This window comes from Rhodospirillaceae bacterium, from assembly GCA_018662005.1.
GTDB lineage: Bacteria > Pseudomonadota > Alphaproteobacteria > Rhodospirillales > JABHCV01 > JACNJU01.
Window position 1 is genome coordinate 39,404 of record JABJHA010000016.1, and the last position, 23,379, is coordinate 62,782.

24 protein-coding genes are annotated in these 23,379 nt (G+C 52.7%); 16 read left to right on the forward strand and 8 right to left on the reverse strand.

Annotated features, from left to right (window positions below; all coding sequences use genetic code 11):
• Positions 1-16: 16 nt before the first annotated feature.
• Complete coding sequence (locus HOL66_08710; GenBank protein ID MBT5244315.1) at positions 17-865, reverse strand: fumarylacetoacetate hydrolase family protein; 849 nt, start codon at positions 863-865, stop codon at positions 17-19.
• 270 nt (positions 866-1,135) lie between these two features.
• On the opposite strand from HOL66_08710, the gene HOL66_08715 reads away from it, so the two are divergent.
• Both HOL66_08715 and HOL66_08720 read left to right on the forward strand, forming a co-directional pair.
• Entirely contained in the window at positions 1,136-1,723 is a 588-nt protein-coding gene (locus HOL66_08715) for a pilus assembly protein (protein MBT5244316.1), read from the forward strand.
• A 23-nt stretch (positions 1,724-1,746) separates the two neighbouring features.
• On the forward strand, positions 1,747-2,274 hold the full coding sequence (locus tag HOL66_08720) for a pilus assembly protein (GenBank protein ID MBT5244317.1): 528 nt from the start codon (positions 1,747-1,749) through the stop codon (positions 2,272-2,274).
• 32 nt (positions 2,275-2,306) lie between these two features.
• Here the strand turns inward: HOL66_08720 and HOL66_08725 are convergent, their stop codons facing one another.
• Positions 2,307-3,773: a VWA domain-containing protein gene (locus HOL66_08725; GenBank protein ID MBT5244318.1), complete on the reverse strand. Its 1,467-nt coding sequence runs from the start codon at positions 3,771-3,773 to the stop codon at positions 2,307-2,309.
• Positions 3,774-4,133: 360 nt separating this feature from the next.
• Between HOL66_08725 and HOL66_08730 the strand changes: the two genes are divergently transcribed.
• The 9 genes from HOL66_08730 to HOL66_08770 all read left to right on the forward strand — a co-directional run bounded on the left by HOL66_08730 (position 4,134) and on the right by HOL66_08770 (position 12,987).
• The gene (locus HOL66_08730) at positions 4,134-4,322 is read left to right on the forward strand and encodes a Flp family type IVb pilin (protein MBT5244319.1); all 189 of its coding nucleotides are present in this window, start codon (positions 4,134-4,136) and stop codon (positions 4,320-4,322) included.
• A 183-nt stretch (positions 4,323-4,505) separates the two neighbouring features.
• Positions 4,506-5,021: a peptidase gene (locus HOL66_08735; protein ID MBT5244320.1), complete on the forward strand. Its 516-nt coding sequence runs from the start codon at positions 4,506-4,508 to the stop codon at positions 5,019-5,021.
• 13 nt (positions 5,022-5,034) lie between these two features.
• A complete protein-coding gene (cpaB, locus tag HOL66_08740) occupies positions 5,035-5,913 on the forward strand; it encodes a Flp pilus assembly protein CpaB (GenBank protein MBT5244321.1) in 879 nt (292 codons plus the stop codon).
• A gap of 12 nt (positions 5,914-5,925) precedes the next feature.
• Positions 5,926-7,407 (forward strand): type II and III secretion system protein family protein, encoded by a 1,482-nt coding sequence (locus HOL66_08745; protein MBT5244322.1) that lies wholly within the window; start codon positions 5,926-5,928, stop codon positions 7,405-7,407.
• A 16-nt stretch (positions 7,408-7,423) separates the two neighbouring features.
• Complete coding sequence (locus HOL66_08750; protein MBT5244323.1) at positions 7,424-8,116, forward strand: hypothetical protein; 693 nt, start codon at positions 7,424-7,426, stop codon at positions 8,114-8,116.
• Between the two features lie 5 nt (positions 8,117-8,121).
• Complete coding sequence (locus HOL66_08755) at positions 8,122-9,327, forward strand: P-loop NTPase (GenBank protein MBT5244324.1); 1,206 nt, start codon at positions 8,122-8,124, stop codon at positions 9,325-9,327.
• Positions 9,327-11,024 carry a CpaF family protein gene (locus tag HOL66_08760; GenBank protein ID MBT5244325.1) on the forward strand — a complete coding sequence of 566 codons (1,698 nt, stop codon included), beginning with the start codon at positions 9,327-9,329 and terminating at the stop codon, positions 11,022-11,024. The genes HOL66_08755 and HOL66_08760 overlap by 1 nt, the downstream gene beginning before the upstream one ends.
• Complete coding sequence (locus HOL66_08765) at positions 11,021-12,010, forward strand: type II secretion system F family protein (protein ID MBT5244326.1); 990 nt, start codon at positions 11,021-11,023, stop codon at positions 12,008-12,010. Before HOL66_08760 ends, HOL66_08765 begins: the two co-directional genes overlap by 4 nt.
• A gap of 2 nt (positions 12,011-12,012) precedes the next feature.
• Positions 12,013-12,987, forward strand: a complete 975-nt coding sequence (locus HOL66_08770; GenBank protein MBT5244327.1) for a type II secretion system F family protein — start codon at positions 12,013-12,015, stop codon at positions 12,985-12,987.
• Between the two features lie 89 nt (positions 12,988-13,076).
• Here the strand turns inward: HOL66_08770 and HOL66_08775 are convergent, their stop codons facing one another.
• Positions 13,077-13,934 (reverse strand): tetratricopeptide repeat protein, encoded by an 858-nt coding sequence (locus HOL66_08775; GenBank protein MBT5244328.1) that lies wholly within the window; start codon positions 13,932-13,934, stop codon positions 13,077-13,079.
• A gap of 165 nt (positions 13,935-14,099) precedes the next feature.
• On the opposite strand from HOL66_08775, the gene HOL66_08780 reads away from it, so the two are divergent.
• Together HOL66_08780 and HOL66_08785 are read left to right on the forward strand one after the other, a co-directional pair.
• The gene (locus HOL66_08780) at positions 14,100-14,555 is read left to right on the forward strand and encodes a MarR family transcriptional regulator (protein MBT5244329.1); all 456 of its coding nucleotides are present in this window, start codon (positions 14,100-14,102) and stop codon (positions 14,553-14,555) included.
• 50 nt (positions 14,556-14,605) lie between these two features.
• Entirely contained in the window at positions 14,606-16,246 is a 1,641-nt protein-coding gene (locus HOL66_08785; GenBank protein MBT5244330.1) for a diguanylate cyclase, read from the forward strand.
• Here HOL66_08785 and HOL66_08790 read toward each other — a convergent pair.
• Entirely contained in the window at positions 16,243-16,911 is a 669-nt protein-coding gene (locus HOL66_08790; protein MBT5244331.1) for an HAD-IIIA family hydrolase, read from the reverse strand. The two genes, HOL66_08785 and HOL66_08790, sit on opposite strands and share 4 nt — an antisense overlap.
• A 93-nt stretch (positions 16,912-17,004) precedes the next feature.
• Here HOL66_08790 and HOL66_08795 point away from each other — a divergent pair, with 93 nt between their 5' ends.
• A complete protein-coding gene (locus HOL66_08795) occupies positions 17,005-17,457 on the forward strand; it encodes a YbaN family protein (protein MBT5244332.1) in 453 nt (150 codons plus the stop codon).
• Here HOL66_08795 and HOL66_08800 read toward each other — a convergent pair.
• Positions 17,446-18,069: an SDR family NAD(P)-dependent oxidoreductase gene (locus HOL66_08800; GenBank protein ID MBT5244333.1), complete on the reverse strand. Its 624-nt coding sequence runs from the start codon at positions 18,067-18,069 to the stop codon at positions 17,446-17,448. The genes HOL66_08795 and HOL66_08800 overlap by 12 nt on opposite strands.
• Entirely contained in the window at positions 18,066-19,652 is a 1,587-nt protein-coding gene (gene nadB / locus HOL66_08805) for an L-aspartate oxidase (GenBank protein ID MBT5244334.1), read from the reverse strand. Before nadB ends, HOL66_08800 begins: the two co-directional genes overlap by 4 nt.
• A 47-nt stretch (positions 19,653-19,699) precedes the next feature.
• On the opposite strand from nadB, the gene HOL66_08810 reads away from it, so the two are divergent.
• Together HOL66_08810 and HOL66_08815 are read left to right on the forward strand one after the other, a co-directional pair.
• Entirely contained in the window at positions 19,700-20,860 is a 1,161-nt protein-coding gene (locus HOL66_08810; protein MBT5244335.1) for an amidohydrolase, read from the forward strand.
• Positions 20,861-20,887: 27 nt separating this feature from the next.
• Complete coding sequence (locus HOL66_08815) at positions 20,888-21,298, forward strand: DUF1801 domain-containing protein (protein ID MBT5244336.1); 411 nt, start codon at positions 20,888-20,890, stop codon at positions 21,296-21,298.
• A 25-nt stretch (positions 21,299-21,323) separates the two neighbouring features.
• Here HOL66_08815 and HOL66_08820 read toward each other — a convergent pair whose 3' ends face one another.
• Both HOL66_08820 and HOL66_08825 read right to left on the reverse strand, forming a co-directional pair.
• Positions 21,324-22,508, reverse strand: a complete 1,185-nt coding sequence (locus HOL66_08820; GenBank protein ID MBT5244337.1) for an acyl-CoA dehydrogenase — start codon at positions 22,506-22,508, stop codon at positions 21,324-21,326.
• Positions 22,509-22,556: 48 nt separating this feature from the next.
• The gene (locus tag HOL66_08825) at positions 22,557-23,297 is read right to left on the reverse strand and encodes a hypothetical protein (GenBank protein MBT5244338.1); all 741 of its coding nucleotides are present in this window, start codon (positions 23,295-23,297) and stop codon (positions 22,557-22,559) included.
• Positions 23,298-23,379: the final 82 nt, after the last annotated feature.

Genomic DNA, 23,379 nt, shown 5'->3' on the forward strand with positions numbered 1-23,379 from the left:
CCCTTGAAAAGATTGTTTATTTTGGCCAATTTTCCAGTTGCTGACGTTGTTGCCCCAGGCCCTCGACGCCCAACTCGACGACATCGCCGGCTTTCAGGTAGAGTGGCGGTTTATGGCCCATGCCGACGCCGGGCGGGGTGCCTGTCGAAATAACATCTCCCGGCATCAGGGTCATGAACTGGCTTAAGTTTGAGATAATTTGGGCAACGCCGAAAACCATATACTGGGTATTTGAATTCTGACGGCGCTCGCCGTTGACATCACACCAGATTTTCAGGTTTTGCGGATTTGGAATTTCATCTGCAGTAACAAGCCACGGTCCCAACGGGCCGAAGCCATCGAAACTCTTGCCTTTGATCCACTGACCGCCGTGCTCAATTTGGAAATCACGCTCGGAATAATCATTCATCACAGCGTAACCGGCAACGTGCTCAAGCGCCTTACTTTCGCTAACATACTGGGCGCGGGTGCCGATAATGGCGGCCAACTCGACTTCGTAATCCGTGCACTGAGAGTCTTTTGGTAAAGTCAGGGGATCGTTTGGGCCTGCCAGACAGGTAATCGCCTTAGCGAAAACCAACGGTTCGGGCGGCAAATCCAGTTTTGTTTCAGCCGCGTGGTCGGCGTAGTTAAGGCCAATGGCGAGAATTTTTCCGACACCGCTGACGGGCGGGCCGAAACGCGATGGAGCGTCGACAATGGGCAGGGAACTGGGTTCATGTACCGATAATTGTGCTAATCGCTCGGGACTCAAAGTGTCAGGGTCAATGTCATTGATAAGGCTTGAGAGATCGCGAATGCGACCCTGTTCGTCAATCAGGCCCGGTTTCTCCTGGCCGTCAGGCCCATAGCGTAACAATTTCATGAAATATCTCTCCCAAGGGCGCCCCATGGCCCTTTTTTACAGATTAGCGCCCATGTTGACCGGGTCAACACCTGATCGGATTAATAGGCGTAAATAAGGAGATAGATAAAATTTTATCTAAATACACTGCAAATAAAAGGAAAAAATGTATTCATTTAATACTTTTGTGATTGTCATCATAACACTTTAAAATAACTGCTACTAAGATAGCTGTAAATATAGCATCAATACAGAAAACAAATTTATTAACTTTCTTGAATGAAGGCCCCCATGCGTGTGTTGACCAACATAATCCGTACCTTGGCTAAGAAAGACGACGGTTCGACCATAATTGAATTTGCCTTTGTTGCGCCGATTCTGGCGACGTTCCTCGTTGCCATTGTTGAATTCGGCATGATCATGTTTAGCTCCATTCTTATGGAAAGCGGTCTTCGCGATGCTTCGCGTTTCGGAATTACCGGACGAGAAGTCACCGGAGAGACTCGCCTGGAGAGTATTGTTCAGATTATTTCTGATCGCACTATTGGCTTGATAGACATGAACACAGCAAACGTTGATGTGCTGGTATACCCAAGTTTTTCAGATGTCGGCGCCGGCGAGGATTACGTCGATGGCAATGCCAATGGCTCTTATGACGCCGGGGAAACCTACACGGACAGTAATGGTAATGGCGCCTGGGACAGTGATATTGGCGTTGCAGGGGCAGGGGATACGGGCGATATCGTGCTTTATCGGATCAGTTATGACTGGCCGCTGCTGACGCCATTTGCTTCTCAATTTATGGGTGATAGCGGAGCCTTTACGCTTCAGGCCAGTATTGCCGTTAGGAATGAGCCGTGGACGGCAGGTGGGGCATGATTTTCAAATGGGTCCGCCGTTTAATGAAGAATCAGAAAGGTTCTCTCGCCGTCGAGATGGCGATGGCGATGCCGATCCTGGCCGGGTTGTTGTTGAGTGGCATCGAGGTCACCCGCTTTGTTCTTCTGAATCAGAAAATCGAGCGAGCATCGGCGACGATGGCTGATCTGGTGTCGCAGGCCGAAACATTGGCCGAGGGAGATCTGGGTAATTTGTTCACGGCATCGGGCTATGTGGTCGAACCATTCGACCTGGCGGGTGAAGGTCATATTATTGTTTCATCTATCGGTATGCTGGGCACCGCCAACCCGGTGGTAAACTGGCAACGTGATTTTGGCAGCGGCAGCGGCTCCAGCGTCTTCGACGCCGAAGGAGCGAACGCTGTCCTGCCGGCCGGTTTTGTTATTCGTGACGGGGAAAGTGTTATCGTTGCCGAGGCCTTTTACGATTTCGCCCCGGTTTTTGCCGGTGGTGTGATGAGCGCTTCGACTTTGTCGCGTTATTCCATTCTTCGCCCCCGCTTCGGCGCGCTGGCGACGATCCTGCCTTAAAAATTCATTTAATCAGCATGGGGGCGGGTGCCCTATTTCGACAGCCGTAATTCGGACAGATGGCTGGCGATCTCATGGAAAACTTGTTGCAGGGCAGCTGCGTCAGGGGCGTAATGGTAAAAGGGTGATCCCGGCCCGCTGGCGACACCTTGTAACAGAGTCTGCAGGGCGCTGCCGTTGTTGGCGAACTGGATGACGTAGACGATAACGCCATCGGCCTTAATGTTGTCCGAAATCAACTGCAAGCGGGCATCCATTTCCAAGCGGGCGGTGCCGCCCAGTCCGAAAGTTCCCTTGTAGCCATCACCAGAACCGCCGTAATTTTCACCATCGGTCAGCAGGACAATGGCCTGCTGGCGGTTCATGGGAGGATTGGCTTCGGCTTCGGTAAAGGGTGAGTCCGGTTTAAGGACGCGCCAGGCCCAACCCATGCCCTGGGGAATGTTGGTGGTGCTGGTCGGGTTTTGAAGGTCGCTAATGGCGCTCTCAATACTGGCCTTGCTACTTTGCAGGGGGGTGATGCCGTGGGACAGACAGCGACGACATTCGCTTCCGCCAACTGCTGAGGTGCAGGTGCCACCGGATACTGGCTCTCCCTCGACACCAATTGGTTGCCAGGCGGGCCAGTCGGTGATGATCGTCGATACCGGAGGCATCAGAATATCGGCATCACTATCGGGATTTGCGTCATCAATGAAGCGGGAATAGACGCACCCCTTCCAATTTGCAGGTGGGGGCGCCAGTAGGGGAACAGGAGAATTGTTGGCGAAGTAGACTTCGCTTTGGTTAATTCCGGTTTCAGGATTGGTAAAGGCGGCAACGGGCTGGGTTATGGTGCCCCCGGCGTTAAAAATGCTGCCGTCTATGGTGACGTTGACTTTGGCGTTCCATGGCACCAGCCCGATTTTCAGCAGATCCTTGTTGCCGCTGTTGCCAAAAAGAATGTCGACAAGAAGCAACGCGGCTTCGCGGGCAGCGGAAATCCTGCTCTGGGCACCGGCGGAAGATGACATTGAGCCTGACATGTCAATGGCGAGAACCAGGTCCAGCATTTCAATTTGGCGGGTAATTTCCGTATCGGAGCTTACGACAATGGTTTCATGGCCAATCAGGCGCATAAAAGTCGTCGGGATGGTGGCGCTGGCGCTTAATGTAATGGTTTCATTTACGGTATCGATGTTGACCACGGGGCCGGAAAGTACAGCATCCATATAACCGGTCGGAAAATTGGCATTGAAAAACATTTCAATATCCTGATCACGGGTGGTGCTGAAAAAGGCCTTGCCACCTGCCAGACCCGCAGCGTCAAGAGCCGATGACAGGCGCGACTTGACCATATAAGCGCGGGCAGTGTCGGTGCCGATGCCGACAAAACCAATGACAGGAACGATGGCAAAGGCCAGATAAATGGCGACCGCCCCACCGTGATCCTTACGCAGGCGGTGGAGGAATGATGTTGCTGTTTGCCAAATGGAATTAAAGACGGGCGGTATGTTCATGGGACTGATCCAGTTAACATGCTTTATGTATATGTTAAGTATAGCGACGAAATATGCCCATTCATAAATAATAAAATATAAGTAAAAATTATAAGTACTTATTGTTTATTCAAATAAAAATTCAATAAAATTTTATCTACTTTGACCTCCATGTAAAAGTTGGGGGTGTTGAGTCTGCGTAGCAAAATTTTCGAAAATCCCATAAAATTTTAGATAAATTAAAATTAAATAAAAACCAAATATATATGAAATAAAGAAGGGTTTTGTTGATGAATTATTATTTTGACTATATTTGATATTGGCGATTATTATTTACTCACGATGATTGAAGTCGACCCAAATTACTTAAAGGAGATTGTTATGAAATTCCAAACCCTCAAAAATCTGTTGAACGACGAATCCGGCGCCACCGCCATTGAATATGGCCTGATCGCCGCCCTCGTATCGGTCGCCGCAATTACCGCCTTGACGGCCATGGGTGCGTCTTTGAACACCATGTTCACCGCCGTATCGACAGCCCTTACCGGTGCCACGGCGACAGCCCCGTAAGGCAAGGAAGTTTTCTTCTCTAAAAGTCCCTCCCGGACAAAAAGTCCACCCTTCGGATCGCTCCCTCTCCGGTCCGAAGGGGGGAGGAGACTAAAAGCCCCGATCAAGGAATTTTTATTTATCCATTTTTAAAACTGACCGACCCAAATTTTTTTCACCCCAAATGACACAGGCCCCCAAGCCATGCATTTCCAACCAACCATCGATACGTTTGTAATCGCTTTATTCCTCGGGCTTCTCGTGCTCGCAGCGATAAACGATGTCGCAGAGTATCGCATTCCCAACCGTATTAATTTGGCCATTGCGGCCCTTTATCCTGCTCATGTCCTGGCCAGCCCGGGTTCCGTTGACTGGATGGGTGGTTTGATTGTCGCTTCTTGCGTCCTTGGTGTCGGCGTTGTTTTGTTTGCGCTTCGTCATATGGGTGGCGGTGACATCAAAATGATTGCAGCGACGGCACTTTGGGCCGGGCCGCTTGGTATTACGGATTTTCTGATTATTACCGCCCTTGTCGGCGGTGTCCTGGCAATTGCCAAATTAGCCCCTGTACGTGCTGGCCTGGCGATGACCATTGGTCGCTTCACTGGTGTTGAGGATAAAGAAACCCAATTCGTTGCCCAAATTCCTTACGGCGTCGCCATTGCCTTTGGCGGTTTTAGCGTTGGCGCCCTGATGCTCGGCGCGGGCCGGATTTTATAGGAAGGATACAGAGATGACTTTGAAAAATATCATTCTGCTTCTGATCGCCCTTGGCACCGCCGGCATGACGGCCATGTTCGCCAATAACTGGATCAGTTCCGAACGCGCCGCCTTCCTGGCTTCGGCTCCCAAACAGGTGACCGAAACAGCAACCGTCGAGGTTCTGGTGGTTAACGCAGAGCTCAAGGCGGGCAACTTCGTTCGCAAGGATAACCTTAAATGGCAACCCTGGCCGGAAGAAGGCTCAGCCGAGGTTTATGCCCTAAAGGGCCAGCGCGACATCAAGGATTTTATCGGTGCTGTCGTCCGCACGTCGATTATGCCCGGACAACCGATCACGGACCGTCAGGTCGTCCACCCGGGAGACCGTGGGTTTTTGGCCGCTGTCCTTCAGCCGGGCAGTCGCGCCGTTTCGGTTCCTGTTAACGCGACATCAGGGATTTCAGGTTTCATTTTTCCCGGTGACAAGGTTGATCTGATTTTGACATCCCAGTTCAACAGCAAGAATTCCGAAGGCGATAACCGTTCTCGTCATGTCAGTAAAACCATACTGAGTGGTATCCGGGTCCTGGCTATAGATCAAAAAACTGAAAGCAAGGACGGCGAAGTCAGTCCGGCCAAGACCGTGACCATGGAAGTTACGCCCAAGCAGGCCGAAAAAGTTGCCATTGGCATGGTCATGGGGTCGCTTTCCCTAAGCCTGCAAAGCCTTGCCAGGGATGAAAGCGGCAATGCCGACAGCAATGCCGGAAAGCCAATTCTGAAGACAGGCCGCGGCTTCACCCTTGATACAGATGTCAACGCCCTGGTTGCGGGTTTGGCTAAACGCAACGGCAAGGGCCAGACAGTCAACGTTTTGCGCGGTAGTGAAGCCGAGCAGGCCGCATTTTAAGGAAGCACAGTGATGACAAATAAAAAATCCATGCCCCTTACCACACGTTTATCAGGCTTTGTCCTGATTGCCGCCTTCGCCCTTGTCATGTCGGCAAGCGCTGCGAAAGCTCAGCAAGTCGCATCGACGACAACAGGCCCCTTGAAGTTGCAAGCCTCCGTTGGTCAACAAATTCAGTTCACGCGCCCCAGTGGCACTGTTGACGTCGTTTCAAGCTCTGGTCAATCCCTTGAACTGGAAGTCTCCAAGGGTCGCTTGATCCGGCTTGACCGTCCGGCCCAGACGGTTTTTGTCGCCGATCCCGAAATTGCCAATATTCAGGTCAAGTCGCCGAGCCTGATTTATCTGCTCGGCAAGAAACCCGGGCAGACGACGCTTTACGCCGTCGACAGCAAAGAGCGTGTGCTCGCCAATATCGATATAACCGTTACCCATAACCTGGGTCGCCTGCGCGGTATTCTTGATGAATTGCATCCCGGATCCGGTGTCCGCGTCGCCAGCATTAACGGCACCCTGGTGCTTGATGGCACGGTTCCTTCAGCCAGCGCTGCCGAAGATATGCGTCGCCTCGCCGCCAGCTTTGCCGGGGATGAGAAGAACATCATTAACCGACTTGGCATTACCGCTCCAAATCAGGTCAATCTGCGGGTTCGCGTCGCCGAGGTTTCGCGTGGTGTCGACAAACAACTGGGCTTTAACTGGTCGATCCTTGGCTCCATTGGTGGTTTCTCGCTCGGTCTTGCGACGACCAACCCGTTCGCAGGGGCGGTCACCCAGAATACATTGAGCCTTGGCAAGAACATCGCCGGTTGGGATTTCAACACCGTCATCGACGCGTTGGAAGAAGAAGGGCTGGTCAGTGTTCTGGCCGAACCCAACCTGACCGCACTTTCCGGTGAGACTGCCAGTTTTCTGGCCGGTGGTGAATTCCCGATCCTGGTGCCCGATTCAGATGGTCGCGTGACCATTGAATTCAAAAAGTTTGGCGTTTCACTGGCTTTCACCCCGACATTGCTGGGAGAAGACCGGGTCAACATGCATGTCCGCCCCGAAGTCAGCCAGCTTTCATCGACCAATTCGGTAACCTTGAACTCCTTCGTGGTGCCCTCGCTGACGACACGGCGGGCCGAAACGACTGTCGAACTGGGCAGCGGTCAAAGCTTTGCCATCGCCGGCTTGCTGCAAAACAATGTCACCCACGATATTTCCAAGTTCCCCGGCCTTGGCGACGTGCCGGTGCTTGGCGGGCTATTCAAATCAGACCGCTTCCAGCGCGACGAGAGCGAGCTTGTGATCATCATTACGCCTTACATCGTCAAGCCCGTGTCCAACAACAAACTGGCCGCCCCTACCGATGGTTTCGCGCCCCCACACGATATCGAGCGGATTTTCACCGGTGGCGTGAACCGCCGTAACCCGAATCCCGGTCAGCCGGTCACCGTCGGACGTGGCGGTAAAACCCTGATCGGTCCGGTTGGTTTTCAACTGGATTAATACAAGGAGAGTGCCCATGTTTATCGGACCCCAAACGATCAAACAATTCCTGGCAGTTGCTTCCATAGCTGTTGTTGCCGGATGTCAAGGCATCCCACACATTGAGGACTGGTCAAACGTCCCGGAACCCAAAAAGCCCCAGGCCAATCAGGTACAGTTCAGCCATCAGGTTAGCTTCGTTTCGGCCAGTGCCGATCTGAGCCGTAAGGAAGGTGAACGCCTGCTTGCATTTCTTAACAATGCACAGGCCGCCCGTACGGATACGTTTTATCTGGTTTCGGGAAATCCCGAAGTCCCGGCGGCTCTCAGCGATGCCCGCAAGACCATGGTTGCCGACTATCTTTCGACCTTCGGGGTGACCATCAGATCCCTGTCCGGTGATTTTGGTGTCAAGTCGCCGACCGGAGACGCGGTCAACCTGATTATCAGACGCTACGTCGTCACTTTGCCCGGATGTCCTGACTGGAGCGGTGAGCGCTTTACCTACAACAACGTCCCGACCAGTAACTGGGGCTGCGCCAGCGCCACCAATCTTGGATTGATGGTGGCAGAGCCAGGCGATCTGGTTCGTGGTCGCGATGAGGGATACGCCGATGGTGAATACGCCGCCACATCAATCAGCAATTATCGGAAAGGCGAAACCAAAAGCCTGAGCCCCGAAGATGTTGGCGTCACCCAAAGTCAGCAGAAATCAGGGGAGGATCAGTAATGTCCATGCCCGCCCTTAATATTTCATCCTCCCGGGCGCCGTTTCTGGCCGTCGTTACTGATGAAGTGACCCGCGCCATGATGGTTGGTGTCGCCATCAAAAATGACTGGAGCGAAGATCAGGTGTTGGAAGGCTCAGCCGCCGACGCCGCCGACGCATTGGCGGAAATTTCGACACCTGAAAAACTGGTGATCGATCTTTCAGGTAGCATCGACCCGGTTGCCGATATCGATGCCCTGGCCCGGGTTTGCATGGCTGACACACGCGTGATCGCCCTTGGTGACATCAATGATGTTCAGTTGTTCCGGCATCTTATGGACATGGGGGTTCAGGATTACCTCCTCAAACCGGTTTCAGCTGAAGATTTGAATGCTGCACTTAACCGCGCCGATGAAGTGGAGACCGCGTCTCCCGACGATGACAACCAGCTAGGACGCCTTATTGCTGTTGTTGGTGCTCGCGGCGGTGTTGGCGCCAGTACGGTCAGTGCAAACATTGCCTGGATGATGGCTCATGAGCAGGGCTTGCGCGTTGCCCTGATTGATCTTGATCTGTATTTCGGAACATTGGCCCTGGCCTTGGACATGGAACCCGGCCTGGGTTTTCGTGAAGCCCTTGAAAACCCCAGCCGTATTGATGGTCTGTTTATCGAGCGGGCGATGGTCCGTGAAAGTGATAATTTGTACATCCTGGCGGCGGAGGAAGGGCTCGAAAATTCATTCTCGTTCGACCCCAAAGCCCTGGACCGATTGCTTGAAACCCTGCGCGCTGATTTTGATTGTGTCGTAATCGACCTGCCACGCTTCGCCGCGCGCTCGCAAATTTCAACCCTGATCCCGCCGGCGTCTGTCGTTGTCGTTTCCGACCCGACACTGGCCGGCATGCGCGATACTCAACGGCTTGCCAAACTGGTTAAGACCGTCACCCCGGATTCAGAATTATCCATTGTCGTTAACCGTGTCGGCAATTCCAAGAACGGTGAGTTGACGATCAAGGATTTTGAAAGCGGGGCGGAACTGAGCGTTGATCATCAAATTCCGTGCGACGTTAAATCCGCGATCCTTGCAGAAGGTGCCGGCAAGACTGTCGCTGAAATTGCAAAAGCGACCAAAATGTCTCAAACCCTTCGCGATCTTAGCCGCAATGTATCGGGCCGTGTCGAAGACGTCGTCCAGGCACCCATGTGGAAACGCCTGATGGGGAGAGGATAATGTCATTTGGTCGCCGCAACACGGGAACCTCCAAAGGCTTCGGTGGCGCAACAACCAGCGCCGAAATCGTTGCGTTGCCGACCTCGTTGAATGTGGCAAGTAGCGAGGAAAAATCTCGCGACGATGATATGGAAAAGATTTTGTCCGTCTGCAAAAACAAGCTCTACGAGGATTGTGAATTCAACGACTACTCGACATTGTCGCGTTCTGAACTGGCGGAAAAAATTGCCGATGTCGTCGAGGATGTAGGGCAGGAACTTGATGCTAATGATCGGCGAGACGTGGTCACCGCGGCCCTTAACGAATTCCTGATTGATGCCAGGAAAAATAATCCTGACAAGACGATAAAAGCCGACGCGGCGCCAGCCCTGGCGCCCATGAAAAAACCGTCATCGGCCTCTCAAAGCAGTATCGAGGAAGCCAAGCAAAAGGTGCAGCCAATCCTGATGGACAAGATGGATGTATCGAAAGCGATTGCCCTGCCGCGGGCCGAGTTAAGCGAACAAATCAGCGCTATCGTCGGGGAAATCCTGGCTGAACAAAAGATGCGCCTGAATTTACTGGAGCAGCGTGATCTGGTAACCACATTGATCAACGATATGCTTGGCCTTGGGCCGCTTGAAAGCCTGCTCGCCGATGAAGGTGTTACGGATATTATGGTCAATGGCGCCAAGCAGGTATATGTGGAACGTGGCGGCAAGCTTGAATTATCGGACGTCATCTTCCGCGACAACGCCCATGTCATGAGCATCGCCACCCGTATCGTCACCCGTATTGGCCGGCGTATCGATGAATCCTCGCCACTGGTCGATGCCCGGCTGGAAGACGGGTCGCGCGTTAATATTATCATTCCGCCGCTGGCCATCGACGGGGCAACCATCTCCATTCGTAAATTCGCCAAGCAAAAGATCACTTTGGATGTCATGGAGCGTCAGCAAAATCTTTCGCCGGAAATGGCCAAGGTGTTGAAGATCGCCACTCGCAGCCAGCTTAATATCCTGATTTCCGGCGGCACTGGTTCAGGCAAAACAACTTTGCTTAACGCATTGTCCAGAATGATTGATGATGGCGAACGTGTCGTTACCATTGAAGACGCCGCCGAATTGCAGTTGCAGCAACCCCATGTGGTGCGTCTGGAAACCCGCCCCGCCAATCTTGAAGGTGACGGCGAAATTACCCAACGGGATCTGGTCAAGAATGCCCTGCGTATGCGCCCTGACCGTGTGATCCTGGGTGAAATCCGCGCCGGTGAAGCACTCGACATGTTACAGGCCATGAACACCGGTCATGATGGATCACTGGGAACACTCCATGCCAACCGTCCACGCGAAGCACTGACACGGCTGGAAAACCTTGTCGCCATGTCAGGTGTCAAACTGCCAGCCGAAGCCGTCCGCACCCAGATTGCCGGTGCGGTAAATATGATCGTACAGATTTCACGTATGCGCGATGGCGTTCGTCGTATTACCCACATTACCGAAATTGTCGGCATGGAAGGCGACATCATCACCACCCAGGATTTGTTCAAGTTCCAGTTTGAAGGTGAAACCCCTGACGGAAAACTTTACGGAAAATTCCGCTCAACAGGTCTGAAACCGCACTTCGCCACGCGGGCGCAGTACTTCGGGCTGGAGCGTGCGTTGATCGAAGCGATGTCTTCCGCACCGCAGGAAAATGAAGGGGAAACCAAGTCATGAACATGACCGTTGTCCTTATTTTTTTCGGTGTCGCCATCAGTTTAGGCAGTCTGATTTTTGCCGTTTCCGGCATCGCCTCGAAACCCAGGAAACGGATGCAGGGTCGTATCGAGACGATCCGTTTGCGCGCTGCGGGTCATGTCGTCACGCGGAATGAGGAAAATGCCAATACCGTTAAAAAACAAATCACTAGTCGTTTTCCCTTGTTTGAAAAACTGGCCAAGCGCTTTCTGCCAAACCAGGAAATGCTTGCGGCTCGTTTGGCTCGCACCGGTCGTGAAATATCCATTGGCGCCTACATCATGGTAAACATCGCCACGGCGTTGCTGGTAATTCTGTTAACCATTTTAATTCTTGGCCAATCCATTGCACTGGCGCTGCTTCTAGGACTCATTGTCGGTGTCGGGTTGCCACACATGGTCATTGGCCAGATGGCGACAAGGCGGCTGAAACAGTTCACCGAACAATTCCCGGATTCCATCGACCTGATTGTTCGCGGCCTGAAGTCAGGATTGCCGGTCACGGAATCAATCGCTTCCGTCGGTCAGGAAATGGCTGATCCTGTGGGTAAGGAATTTCGCGATATTTCCGACCGGGTCAAATTCGGACAACCCCTTGATGAAGCCTTGTGGGAAACGGCAAGGCGTCTCGATACGGCGGAATTCAAATTCTTTGTTATCAGTATCTCCGTACAACGTGAGACCGGTGGCAACCTGTCGGAAGCGCTGGGCAATCTGTCAGACATCCTGCGCCGTCGTCGCCAGATGGGCTTGAAGATCAAGGCCATGTCATCGGAAGCGAAGGCCAGCGCTATTATTCTTGGATCACTGCCGTTCATTATGTTTGGCATCATTTTCGCCCTCAATCCCGAATATGAAATGGCCCTGTTTACCGATCCCCGTGGCCAGATGATGCTGGGTGTGGGCATTGCCATTATGAGCTTTGGTGTCCTGGTTATGAACAAAATGATCAAGTTCGAGATTTAGATATGAACATGTTGGAACAAATGACCGGAATGGGTATGGATGGGCTGATCACCAGCACCGCAGGGCTTGTTGCCTTTTTCAGCGTCTTTATCGTCTGGCAGGCACTGATCCGCCGTGATCCCCTGTCAACCCGCGCCCACTCCCTTGGTCAGCACCGGGAAAACCTGAAGGCCGGAATGTTGAAAGCCAACACCAATCGCTTTCAGCGGGTCGAGACGGTGTCGTTCATGCGCTCCGTCACCAATCGTCTGAACATGCTAAAAGGCGCGCATGTGTCAAAGGTGAGCGAAAAATTGATGCAGGCGGGTTGGCGATCAAAAGACGCCATTGTCATTTTCATGTTCCTGAAACTCAGCTTGCCAATTGTTCTTGGCGGGGTAGCGGTATTTCTGGTTTACGGGCTGGCAATTGTTGATGCACAGCCGATGATCAAAATACTGATCTGTATGACGGCGCTGGTTGCAGGGGTCTTCCTGCCCGAAGCAGGGGTACGCCATGTGGTCAACAAACGCCGGGCGCAGTTGCAAAAGGGATTGCCCGACGCGCTCGACCTGTTGGTTATTTGCGCAGAGTCTGGCTTGGCCCTGGACGCCGCTTTGACGCGGGTGGCTCGTGAAATGACCCGCTCGGCCCCGGAACTGGCTGACGAGTTGGGAATGACTGCCATCGAACTTGGCTTCCAGCCCGAACGCCGGACGGCCCTGACCAATTTGATCAAGCGTACCAAATTGGCGTCAATCCGCGGTGTCGTCAACACTTTGATACAGACGGAGAAATACGGAACTCCACTGGCGCATTCCTTGCGGGTTCTGGGCAGCGAGTATCGCGACGAAAGAATGTTAAAGGCCGAGGAAAAAGCGGCAAAGTTACCCGCGACACTGACAATTCCGTTGATTGTATTCATCCTGCCAACGCTTTTTATCGTGCTGCTTGGGCCAGCCATCCTGAGCGCCATTGACGGGCTGGGGGGACTGTAAGTTAAGAAATTTGGGGAGCCAGGTCATGGATTGGGGTCCGTTGGCCTGGCGGCATCGGGGGGTGGCGAAAGCTGCCCCCTGAAGTTCTTTTAGGGGTTGGTGTTCCCCGTCGTCCCGAAAATGGCCTGGGCGCGACCCTTGCTGGAAAGATTGCGAAGTTGCGCATAGTAGGCAAGGTTATTGGCGACCCCGGCTTCATCAAGGTCTTTTGCGGCGATATTTGCGGCCTTTTCTTCCATCCCGGCAAGGCCGTAAATCAATGCCAAATTCTGTCGCAAGCGAACGCCGGACATGGGGTCGTCAGCGAACACTTCCAGAATGCCAATAGCTAGGTCGAATTTTCCGGCGAAGGCCAGTGACAGGGCCAGGTTATTGCTCAGTGAAACAGCCTCTGGCGCCACTTCGATCCCCTTGTGGTACTGGCCTTGGGCTTCTTCGTGTTGCCCCATCATGTCGAGGGCGACACCATATCCGTTAAAGCCCCGATGATCGGCCGGATTGACCCGTGTCGCTATTTCAAAGTGATTAATGGCCTGATCGGGACGATCGAGGGAGATCAGTGTTTTGCCAAGACCGAGCAGAACCTGCATGTTTTCCCCGTCCATTTCCAACGCTTTGACGTAGGCGTTGGCCGCCTGATCGAATTCCCCTAATACAAAGGCGGTTTCACCAATGGCGATCAGGGGTTTGATATCATTTGGCGCTTTCGCATGGGCCCGCCGAAACAGCGCCAACGCCGAGGCAAGATCTCCACCCTGCCGAGTGGTTTCGGCAATCCTAAGTAATTGTCCGGCCCGGCTTTCGTTGTTTTCCTTAGAAATTTCTTTAGGTGTCGGCACCTGCCCTGAACAACTGGCAAGGGCCATGGCCATAACCAAAACGAGCGAAAGGTTCTTCCGCAAAGCGCGGGCCATGGTGCTGGAAAAAGCTGAAAGACACGTACTCAATAGAAACCCGATCTGCATTCTTTATTCATTATGCGGTCATCTTTGCCATGTAATGATACCCGGGAGCCAGAGAAAACGGCTAGACTTTGTCTTAAGCCGGTTGCGAAAGCACTCACTTTACGTGCAGAATTCAACTGTGACGTAAAATTTTTGGAAGATATTTAAGTGACGAAAACATACCTTGAGCTAACCCATCTGATTGAGCGCCTGCATAGACGTTTTCTTGACGTTCTGAGAACCGAACTGAACCGTTTGGGCGTCAGGGATATTAATGGTGTTCAGGCCTTGTTGCTGGCAAACATCGGCGAGGAAGAAATTGTTATCCGTGATCTTGTGGAGCGCGGATATTATCAAGGCTCCAATGTCTCCTACAACATCAAGAAGCTTGTTGATTTTGGTTATCTTGAGCAGAAACGCACAGAGCATGATAAACGCTCCGTCAGTGTCAAGTTGACTGAAAAAGCGATCCAGATTGTCGTCAAAATTCGCGAACTCGAGGTGCAAAACGCCGAATCCTTCGCCAGCCAGCACAAAATGGAAAATGAAACCGAGCAAGTGCTGGAATCCTTGCGGCGCCTGGAGCGTGTGTGGGCCGACTATATTAATTACGGTTCCCAGTAAAATCCGGAAATTTCTTTTTTCAAAACCCGTTTAAGTCCTATCATCAAAACATGAACGACGCCTTACAGGATAAACTGGCTTTACTCAGGCAATCATACCGGGATCAACTTCCTGCTAAGATAAATGAGGTTATTGAAGCCGCTCGCCCACCTGCTTCGGGGGACGAGGCAGGGACTCGACACTATCTTGAAACTCTGGAAGGCCTGGCTCATAAGCTTGCAGGTTCCGGGGCGACATTCGGGTTTCCCGATATAAGCGTGACGGCCCGTTTACTGGAAAACGGCTGTGAGGAAACCCTGAATCTGCAAGAATTGTCACTTCAAGTGGCAGCGGATGCGGTGGAGCCGCTCGTCAAAGCATTGCAGAAGGTGGTTGATGACATTCTTGTCGACGCGGTGGCACAGGATGCTGAAACGGAGCCTGTCGAGCATACCAGTGAAAGGGTGCTGCTGCTTATCAGCGATGATGACGAAGAGGTAGAACGCCTGAGCGGGGGGATTGAAAATTCAGGTTTTGCCATTCACCACGTCAAACATGGTGTAGATATGGAGAGCACCATCAACAAATTCGAGCCTTCTGCGATTGTCATGGATATCTCTGCGGAAGGAGAAAAATTTTCAAACCTTTTAGTTATTGACCAGTTGCGACAACGTGAAATTTTAGAAGCCCCATTGATTGTTATTTCCGGGGCGGGAGACATTCATGTGCGCTTGCAGGCAGCCAGAGCCAGCGCCGAATCGTTCATGTTAAAGCCGGTTGTCGCATCCGAACTTATCGACGTGCTCGATCAGCACCTGTCAAGCGAAGGCGATGATGATTTTAGAATTCTTATCGTCGATGATGACGTCAGCACAGCAATGTATACGGAAGTCATTTTGCAAGGGGCTGGCATGATCGCCGAATCTGTTACTGATCCCATGCTGGTTCTGGAAAAGCTTGATGATTTTGGCCCGGAATTGATTCTGATGGATCTTTACATGCCTGAATGCAATGGCCAGGAACTGGCTATCGTGGTCAGACAACAGGAAAGTTATGCGACCATTCCCATCGTTTTCCTTTCTGGTGAAGACAACATCGACAAGCAATTGCTGGCGATGCGTTCAGGTGGCGATGATTTTCTGACTAAGCCGATTAAGCCACAGCATTTGATTTCATCCGTACGCAGTCGGGTGAAGCGCTTCCGTCTGCTTCGCTCCCGCATGGTGCGTGACAGCATGACCGGCCTTTTAAATCACACAACGACCCATGAATTTCTTGCAAATGAAGTTGCCCGCGCTTCTCGTGACAAAAGTAAGCTGTGCGTGGCATCGCTGGATATTGACCATTTTAAATCGGTCAATGACAGTCATGGTCACGGCGTCGGTGATCAGGTTATTAAAAGTCTTTCAAGATTGCTGAGGCAACGCCTGCGTAGCAATGACGTTATTGGCCGCATGGGCGGCGAAGAATTTGCCGCCGTTCTGTCGGGAACCAGCATTAATGAGGCCGAGAAAATTTTTAATGGTGTTCGTCAGGCTTTTTCCGAAATCGAGCATCCATCTGGTCAGCAGAAGTTTTCAGTGACACTTAGCTGCGGGATTGCAGAATACCCAACTCATGAAACACCGGTCGAATTGCTGGAGGCAGCCGACAAAGCTCTCTACGAGGCAAAAAACAGCGGTCGCAATAGGGTCCGTCTCGATTCGGTTTAAGAAAACAGGCCGATCAATTGGGGCGCTTCGGCTATAGAACTTGCCGCCAGTGCCTGGAAGTTTTTTGCTTTCAGGTCCAAAGCCGCTTCTCGTTCGCCCTCGCGTGTTCCGTGACCAGTAGCGACGTGAACACCGCCAGCAATTCCGGCGTTCAAACCGGCTTCCAGATCACCGGCCCGATCCCCGATAATCCAGGAGCGGCCAAGGTCCAGGTTCATTTCCGCGGCTGCCGCCATCAACATACCCGGATTGGGTTTTCTGGATGGGTGATCAGGATGGTCATAGGGGGGCTTCGCTTTTTCGTGAAAGGGGCAGGCGTAGACGCCATCGACCTTAGCGCCACCTGCTGTCAATCTTCCAAGAATTTCATTCTGGACCTGAAAAAAATCCTGCCAGCCGAAGTATCCGTAGCCGACGCCAGCCTGATTGGTAACGAAGACGACGGCAATTTCTAGGGTATTGGCCCGGGCGATCACGTCGGCGGCGCCTGCAATCAAATCAACGTCTTCAGCTTTATGAAGGTAATGAGCCTCGGCAACCACACAGCCGTCCCGATCAAGAAACAGGGCAGGGCGCGGTTTTGATGTTTCCTCTGGCCGCAGGATTTGATGAAAAACACCATCAGCCAGTTTAGCGCCATCGGGAAGGGAGATGCTGTCGATCATGTGATTTTCATATTTTTGAAATTGAAATATAATGATTGCGACCAAATATCATACTATAGTGACTTTCAAGGAAATATTTAGGCCGCAACCGTCATGACGAAAACACAGAGCTCGGAAATATGCAAACATGCCAGCCCTGAGCAGACAAACTGCTGGGCCCGTTGGTTGTTTTTGGGCTTCGGGTGGCTGAACGTTGGGCTGGGTTTGATTGGTGTCGTTGTGCCGGGTATGCCGACGACTGTTTTTCTTATTGCTGCACTTTGGGCTTTCTCAAAAAGTTCTGAACGGTTCCGCCTGTGGTTGTGGAACCATCCGCGGTTTGGATCGACCATACGAGATTGGCACGAGCACAAGGTTATACCCTATAAAGCTAAAATCATGGCGACTTCCATGATGGCAATGAGCTTTGTTTTGGTTTCTGTTATGGCCGATGACATGACAAAACCGCTGATCCTGTTGGCGGTGATGACGCCGGCAGCCTTGTACGTCAACACCCGGGCCAGTGTTGTGCCGGTCAGCCGCAATGAGCAAAATTTAAGAAGATAGCTTTCCGAAAATTAGTTGGATAAGGGTGGCGGCGTGGTCATCGTTACCTATGTCTGTTTCCGGGAAATAGGGCAATACCCGCACACCTTCGCGTTTGGCCTGCTTGTCCAGGTTTTCGCAAAAAGCTTTCAGGGCGGCGTTGGCGCTCAGAATGCAAAGTCCATCCTCATCATCCTCTCCAACTGCACCGCCGATGTTGATAATGATGCCGGTTCCCAATTCAAGCATTCCTTCATAAACTTCGCGGGTCAGGCTGATGGCGCCGAAAACCCTGAGTTCAAAACCGGTTTGCCAGTCTTCCCCTTGCAGGGTTTCGATTGTCCCCCTGGGCACACTGCCAAAGGCATTGATCAGAATATCCACATCCTCGCAATCAAGGGCCAGGGCGGCGGCATTGACTGGCTCGGATAAATCCGTCGGCAAGGCTTCAACCTCAATTCCGTAATCCTCGACGATACTTTCGCAAGCTTGATCAAGGGCCTCGTCATCGCGGGCTGCCAGGTGCAACTGGCAGTCATTGGCGGCAAGCAATCTGGCACAGGCCAGGCCGATGCCTGACGAACCACCGGCTATCAGGGCGCTATGGCCACTGAGGATTCCATCCTTGCTCATGTTTGGTAATCCAGAATAGTCGGACCTGTCGTAGTGTCGTCACGGTCGGGATAATCGAGGGTGAAATGCAGGCCACGGCTTTCCTTGCGCGAACGGGCGGAACGGATAATCAGGTCGGCGACAAGGGCCAGATTGCGCAATTCCAGAAGATCGCTGGTAATGCGAAAATTTCCGTAATAGTCGTCAATTTCACTGAGCAACAAATCAATCCGGTGCTGGGCTCGCTCAAGGCGTTTGTCTGTCCGCACGATGCCGACGTAATCCCACATAAAGCGGCGCAGTTCCTCCCAGTTATGGGAAATCACAACGTCTTCATCAGAATCCCGTACCCAGCTTTCATCCCATGGGGCCAGTTCGGGCGGTTCGGGAAAATCTTTCAGGTGGGTTGTGATATCCCGCCCTGCGGCGGCTGACAGAACAAGACATTCAAGCAGTGAATTGCTGGCGATGCGGTTGGCACCGTGCAGGCCCGTATAAGCGACTTCGCCTATGGCATACAGGCCATCGATTTTTGTTCGTCCGTTCAAATCCGTCATCACCCCACCACAGGTATAATGGGCCGCCGGAACAACCGGAATGGGCTCCCTGGACATATCAAAACCGAACTCAAGGCAGCGTTTGAAAACATTTGGAAAGTGATCTTCGATAAAGCTCAGCGGCTTGTGGCTGATGTCCAGGTAGACACATTCGTCACCGGTGCGTTTCATTTCATGGTCGATGGCCCGGGCGACGATATCGCGGGGGGCCAACTCGCCGCGTTCATCGAAGTTTTTCATAAATCTTGTCCCGTCAGCCAACAGCAGATGCCCACCTTCCCCGCGTACGGCCTCTGTCACCAGAAAGGATTTTGCCTCCGGGTGATACAGGCAGGTCGGATGAAATTGAGTGAATTCCATATTGGCGACCGGGCATCCGGCGCGCCGGGCCATGGCGATACCGTCGCCGGTGGAACCATCCGGATTGGATGTATACAGATAAACCTTGGACGCGCCGCCGCTTGCCAGCGCCACCGAACGAGCCCGGTAGGTTTTGACGGTGCCTTCGTTGATATCAAGTACGTAAGCCCCAACACAACGCCCATCCTGACAAATCAGATCAACCGCGTTGTGGTGTTCAAGAAGGGTAATGTTTGATTGGTTCTGTACGCGCCCGACCAGGGTCGTCTCGACGGCCCGGCCGGTGGCGTCGGCGGCGTGGATAACGCGGCGGTGGCTGTGGCCGCCTTCGCGGGTCAGGTGGTATTCGTGAGCACCGTTTTCAGGATTTGTCTCGCGGCTGAAATCAACACCGTAATCGATTAGTTTTTCAATGGATTGGCGACCGTTCTCGACGATGAAACGAACGGCCTCGGGGTCGCATAAATCCACCCCTGAATTCAGGGTGTCGTTAATGTGGGATTCCACACTATCAGTTTCATCCAGGACAACGGCAATACCGCCCTGGGCGTAGTAAGTGGAGCTTTCTTCAAGCGATCCTTTGGAGACGATGGCGATGGATGTTTCAGGCCCCAGTTCCAGGGCCAACCCCAAACCGGCGGCGCCGCTGCCGATTATCAGTACATCGTAGATTGGTTGTTGTTCCATGAGCGCCTTTATATAAGATGTTGGCCCCAGTGTATAAGGAGAAACCGATGCCGGTTATTAATAGAATTGCGGACTTCCATGATGACATGACCGCCTGGCGGCGTGATCTTCACGCCCATCCGGAAACCGCCTTTGAGGAAAAGCGCACATCGGACATCGTCGCCGCCAAATTGCAGGAGTTCGGAATCACCGTTCATCGCGGCCTTGCCGAGACCGGCGTTGTCGGAACCCTGAGCACGGGGGAGGGGCCATCCATCGGTCTGCGCGCCGACCTTGACGCCCTTGATGTGGAAGAACTCAACGACTTCGACCACAAATCAACGCACGACGGCAAGATGCACGCCTGTGGCCATGACGGCCACACCACCATGTTGCTTGGGGCGGCCAAATATCTGGCTGAAACGAAGAACTTCAAAGGCACCGTGCAGTTTATCTTCCAGCCAGCCGAAGAAAACGAAGGCGGCGGACGGGTGATGGTCGAAGAAGGCCTGTTCGAGAAGTTTCCCGTCGATGCGGTTTACGGTATGCACAACTGGCCGGGCCAGGACGCAGGACTTTTTGCGGTAACCGAAGGTCCGCTGATGGCCGCCTTCGATATTTTCGAGATGACGATCACCGGTCGCGGCGCCCATGGCGGTATGCCCCATACGGGAATCGATCCGATTCCTGTCGCCGCCGAAATCATCAGCGCCTTGCAAACCGTCGTCAGCCGGGCGACCGACCCACAGGATTCAGCGGTCGTGACGGTGACCCAAATCCACGCCGGTCATGCCTGGAATGTAATTCCTGATGATGTGATTTTGCGTGGCACCACCCGCTCGTTCCGGCCGCAAGTTCAGGACACCATTGAACCGTCGATCCGCCGAATAGCGCAGGGCATTTGCCAGGCCCATAATTGCCAGATGGAAATGATGTACGAGCGCCGCTATCCGCCAACCATCAACGAAGCGGTGGCGACAAAAGCCGCCGCCCGCGCCGCCGCCGATGTCTCGGGAGCCGATAAAATCGTCACCAACCCGACACCGTCCATGGGGGCAGAGGACTTCGCCTTCATGCTCAATGAAAAGCCGGGCTGCTATGTCTGGCTCGGCAACGGCCCCGGCGAAGGCGGCTGTATGCTGCACAACCCCAACTACGACTTCAACGACGACATCCTGACCGTCGGCGCCAGTTACTGGGCAAGATTGGTGGAGTTAGAACTGGCATAGAGAAGGTTATTTATGACAGACAGCAAAATGGGAAAACCCTTTGAAAATATTGATGTCACAGAAGTATTCGCCGGTTACAGCGAACCTGTTCGTGCGGCACTTATGGTGTTAAGGGCGTTGATTTTCGAAACGGCAAGTAAGGAAGGCGTGGGCCGGATCGAGGAAACCCTTAAATGGGGACAACCAAGTTATCTGACGCCGGAAACGAAAAGCGGCACAACCATCCGCATTCACGGAGATAACAAATATGACGGTGATTTCGCCCTGTACGTCAATTGCCAATCAAGTCTGGTCGAAGAATGGCGTCAAATATACCCAACCCTGACGTTCGGGGGAAATCGAAGCATTCATTTTAGCCTCACAGGTGAATTTCCCATTGATGCTGCAAGACATTGCATCAGTATGGCGCTGAAATACCACAGCCGAAAAAACGGGTAACTTTCCTAAAAAAACTGTCTTACTATCACGCCCCCGAAAACGCCTGTAACCCGGTCATGGCCCGGCCCAGAATAAGGGCGTGGATGTCGTGGGTTCCTTCGTAGGTGTTGACGGTTTCCAGATTGACCATGTGGCGCATGACGTGGAATTCGTCCGAGATACCGTTGCCGCCGTGCATGTCGCGGGCCATGCGGGCAATATCCAGGGCCTTACCGCAGCAATTACGTTTGATCATCGAGATATTTTCCGGCGCGCAGGTGCCTTCATCGAGCATTCGCCCGACCCGCAGACAGGCTTGCAGGCCAAGTGTGATTTCTGTTTGCATGTTGGCCAGTTTTAACTGGATTAACTGATTGGCTGCCAGCGGACGCCCGAACTGTTTGCGATCCAGAGTGTACTGACGGGCTGCGTGCCAGCAAAATTCGGCCGCCCCCATGGTCCCCCAGGCGATCCCGAAACGGGCCTTGTTCAGGCAACCGAATGGCCCTTTAAGGCCGCCGACTTCGGGGAACATGTTTTCATCTGGCACGAACACCCCGTCCATGACGATCTCGCCGGTGATCGAGGCACGTAAGGAAAGTTTGCCTTCAATCTTGGGTGTGCTCAGGCCGTCCATGCCGCGTTCAAGAATGAATCCCCTGATCACGCCGTCGAGTTTGGCCCAAACAACCATGACGTCGGCGATCGGTGAATTGCTGATCCACATTTTGTTGCCGGTAAGTTTATACCCGCCATCGACCTTTTCGGCCCGCGTTTTCATGCCGCCGGGGTCGGAGCCGTGGTCGGGTTCGGTTAAACCGAAACAGCCGATTAGTTCCGCGGTTGCCAGCTTCGGTAAGTATTTCAGGCGTTGTTCTTCACTGCCGTATTCATAAATGGGAAACATCACCAGAGATGACTGAACGCTCATCGCCGAACGATAACCACTGTCGACCCGTTCAATTTCCCGTGCTGCCAGACCGTAGCTGACATTGCTGACGCCGGCACATCCATATTCTTCGGGCAGGGTCGGTCCAAGCAATCCCAGTTCGCCCATTTCCTTCATGATGTCGGGATCAAAGGTCTCGTTCCGGTTTGCCTCAAGAATGCGGCCCATCAGTTTGTCTTGAGCGTAGTCACGGGCGGTGTCGCGAACCAGACGTTCTTCTTCACTTAACTGGTCTTCAAGGGCGAACGGGTCATCCCACTGGAAAGAGGGCTTGGCACACATGATGGAGTCTCCGAATAGGGGTAAAGAAGTATGTTTATACCGAAATAATCAGAACGGCAATTTTTCAGAATTATTTTTTTGCCCGGATTTTGTTGTTGTCTGGCCAGGTTTGCTCAAATTACGCATACGTTTGCCATCAAGATAGGTATCGGTGGCGATCATGGTGACATCCGTGCGTGTTTGTTTTGAAGCAGATTTGGTTTCGGTTGTTGAAACATTCAGGGCGATGCCTCCCGCAGGCCACCACTGAAAATGACATTTTCGGGCCAGGTCGCCGGCTTTGGCACATTCGCTGGTGCCGGGTTTGCCGTGCTTGTCGCCAATGCTGTCGAGTATTTCTTCTTCCGTGCGGGTAGCGAAGCTTTGGTCGTAACGCATCCGGTAAGCCTTCTCATGCCCATCAATGTTGATGAACCAGACGATATAATGAGCCCCGTCGAATTTGAATGTCGCCGCCGTTTCGCCCCGGCCAAGGCTGGATAAATCAAGATTAGGATGATGCTTTCTGACCAAATCCGGAGACATGCCGAGGCTGACACCACCCAGTTTGAAAGTTTGCTGCAGCTTGTTTTTGAGGAAGAACATTTTACGCCAGTTGATTTCGGCACCGATGTTTGTCTCAAATACCAGAAAGGCAATGAGCGCCAACAAGGCGGCAAGACAAAAGAAAACCAGGGTTCTGATGCTGCCCCCATCTTCTTTGCGGCGACCTCGATTACCAACCCGTCGGTCAGTTTTTCTGCGTCGGTCACTGCCTCGTTGCTCTTGCCTGGGTGCCTGTGTGGCCATGGTTTGGACCCGTTTTGTAATGGAAAATCGACTCAGTGTTATTTTCTCACAAAAGATCGCCAAGTTCGAAATCATTCTTTAA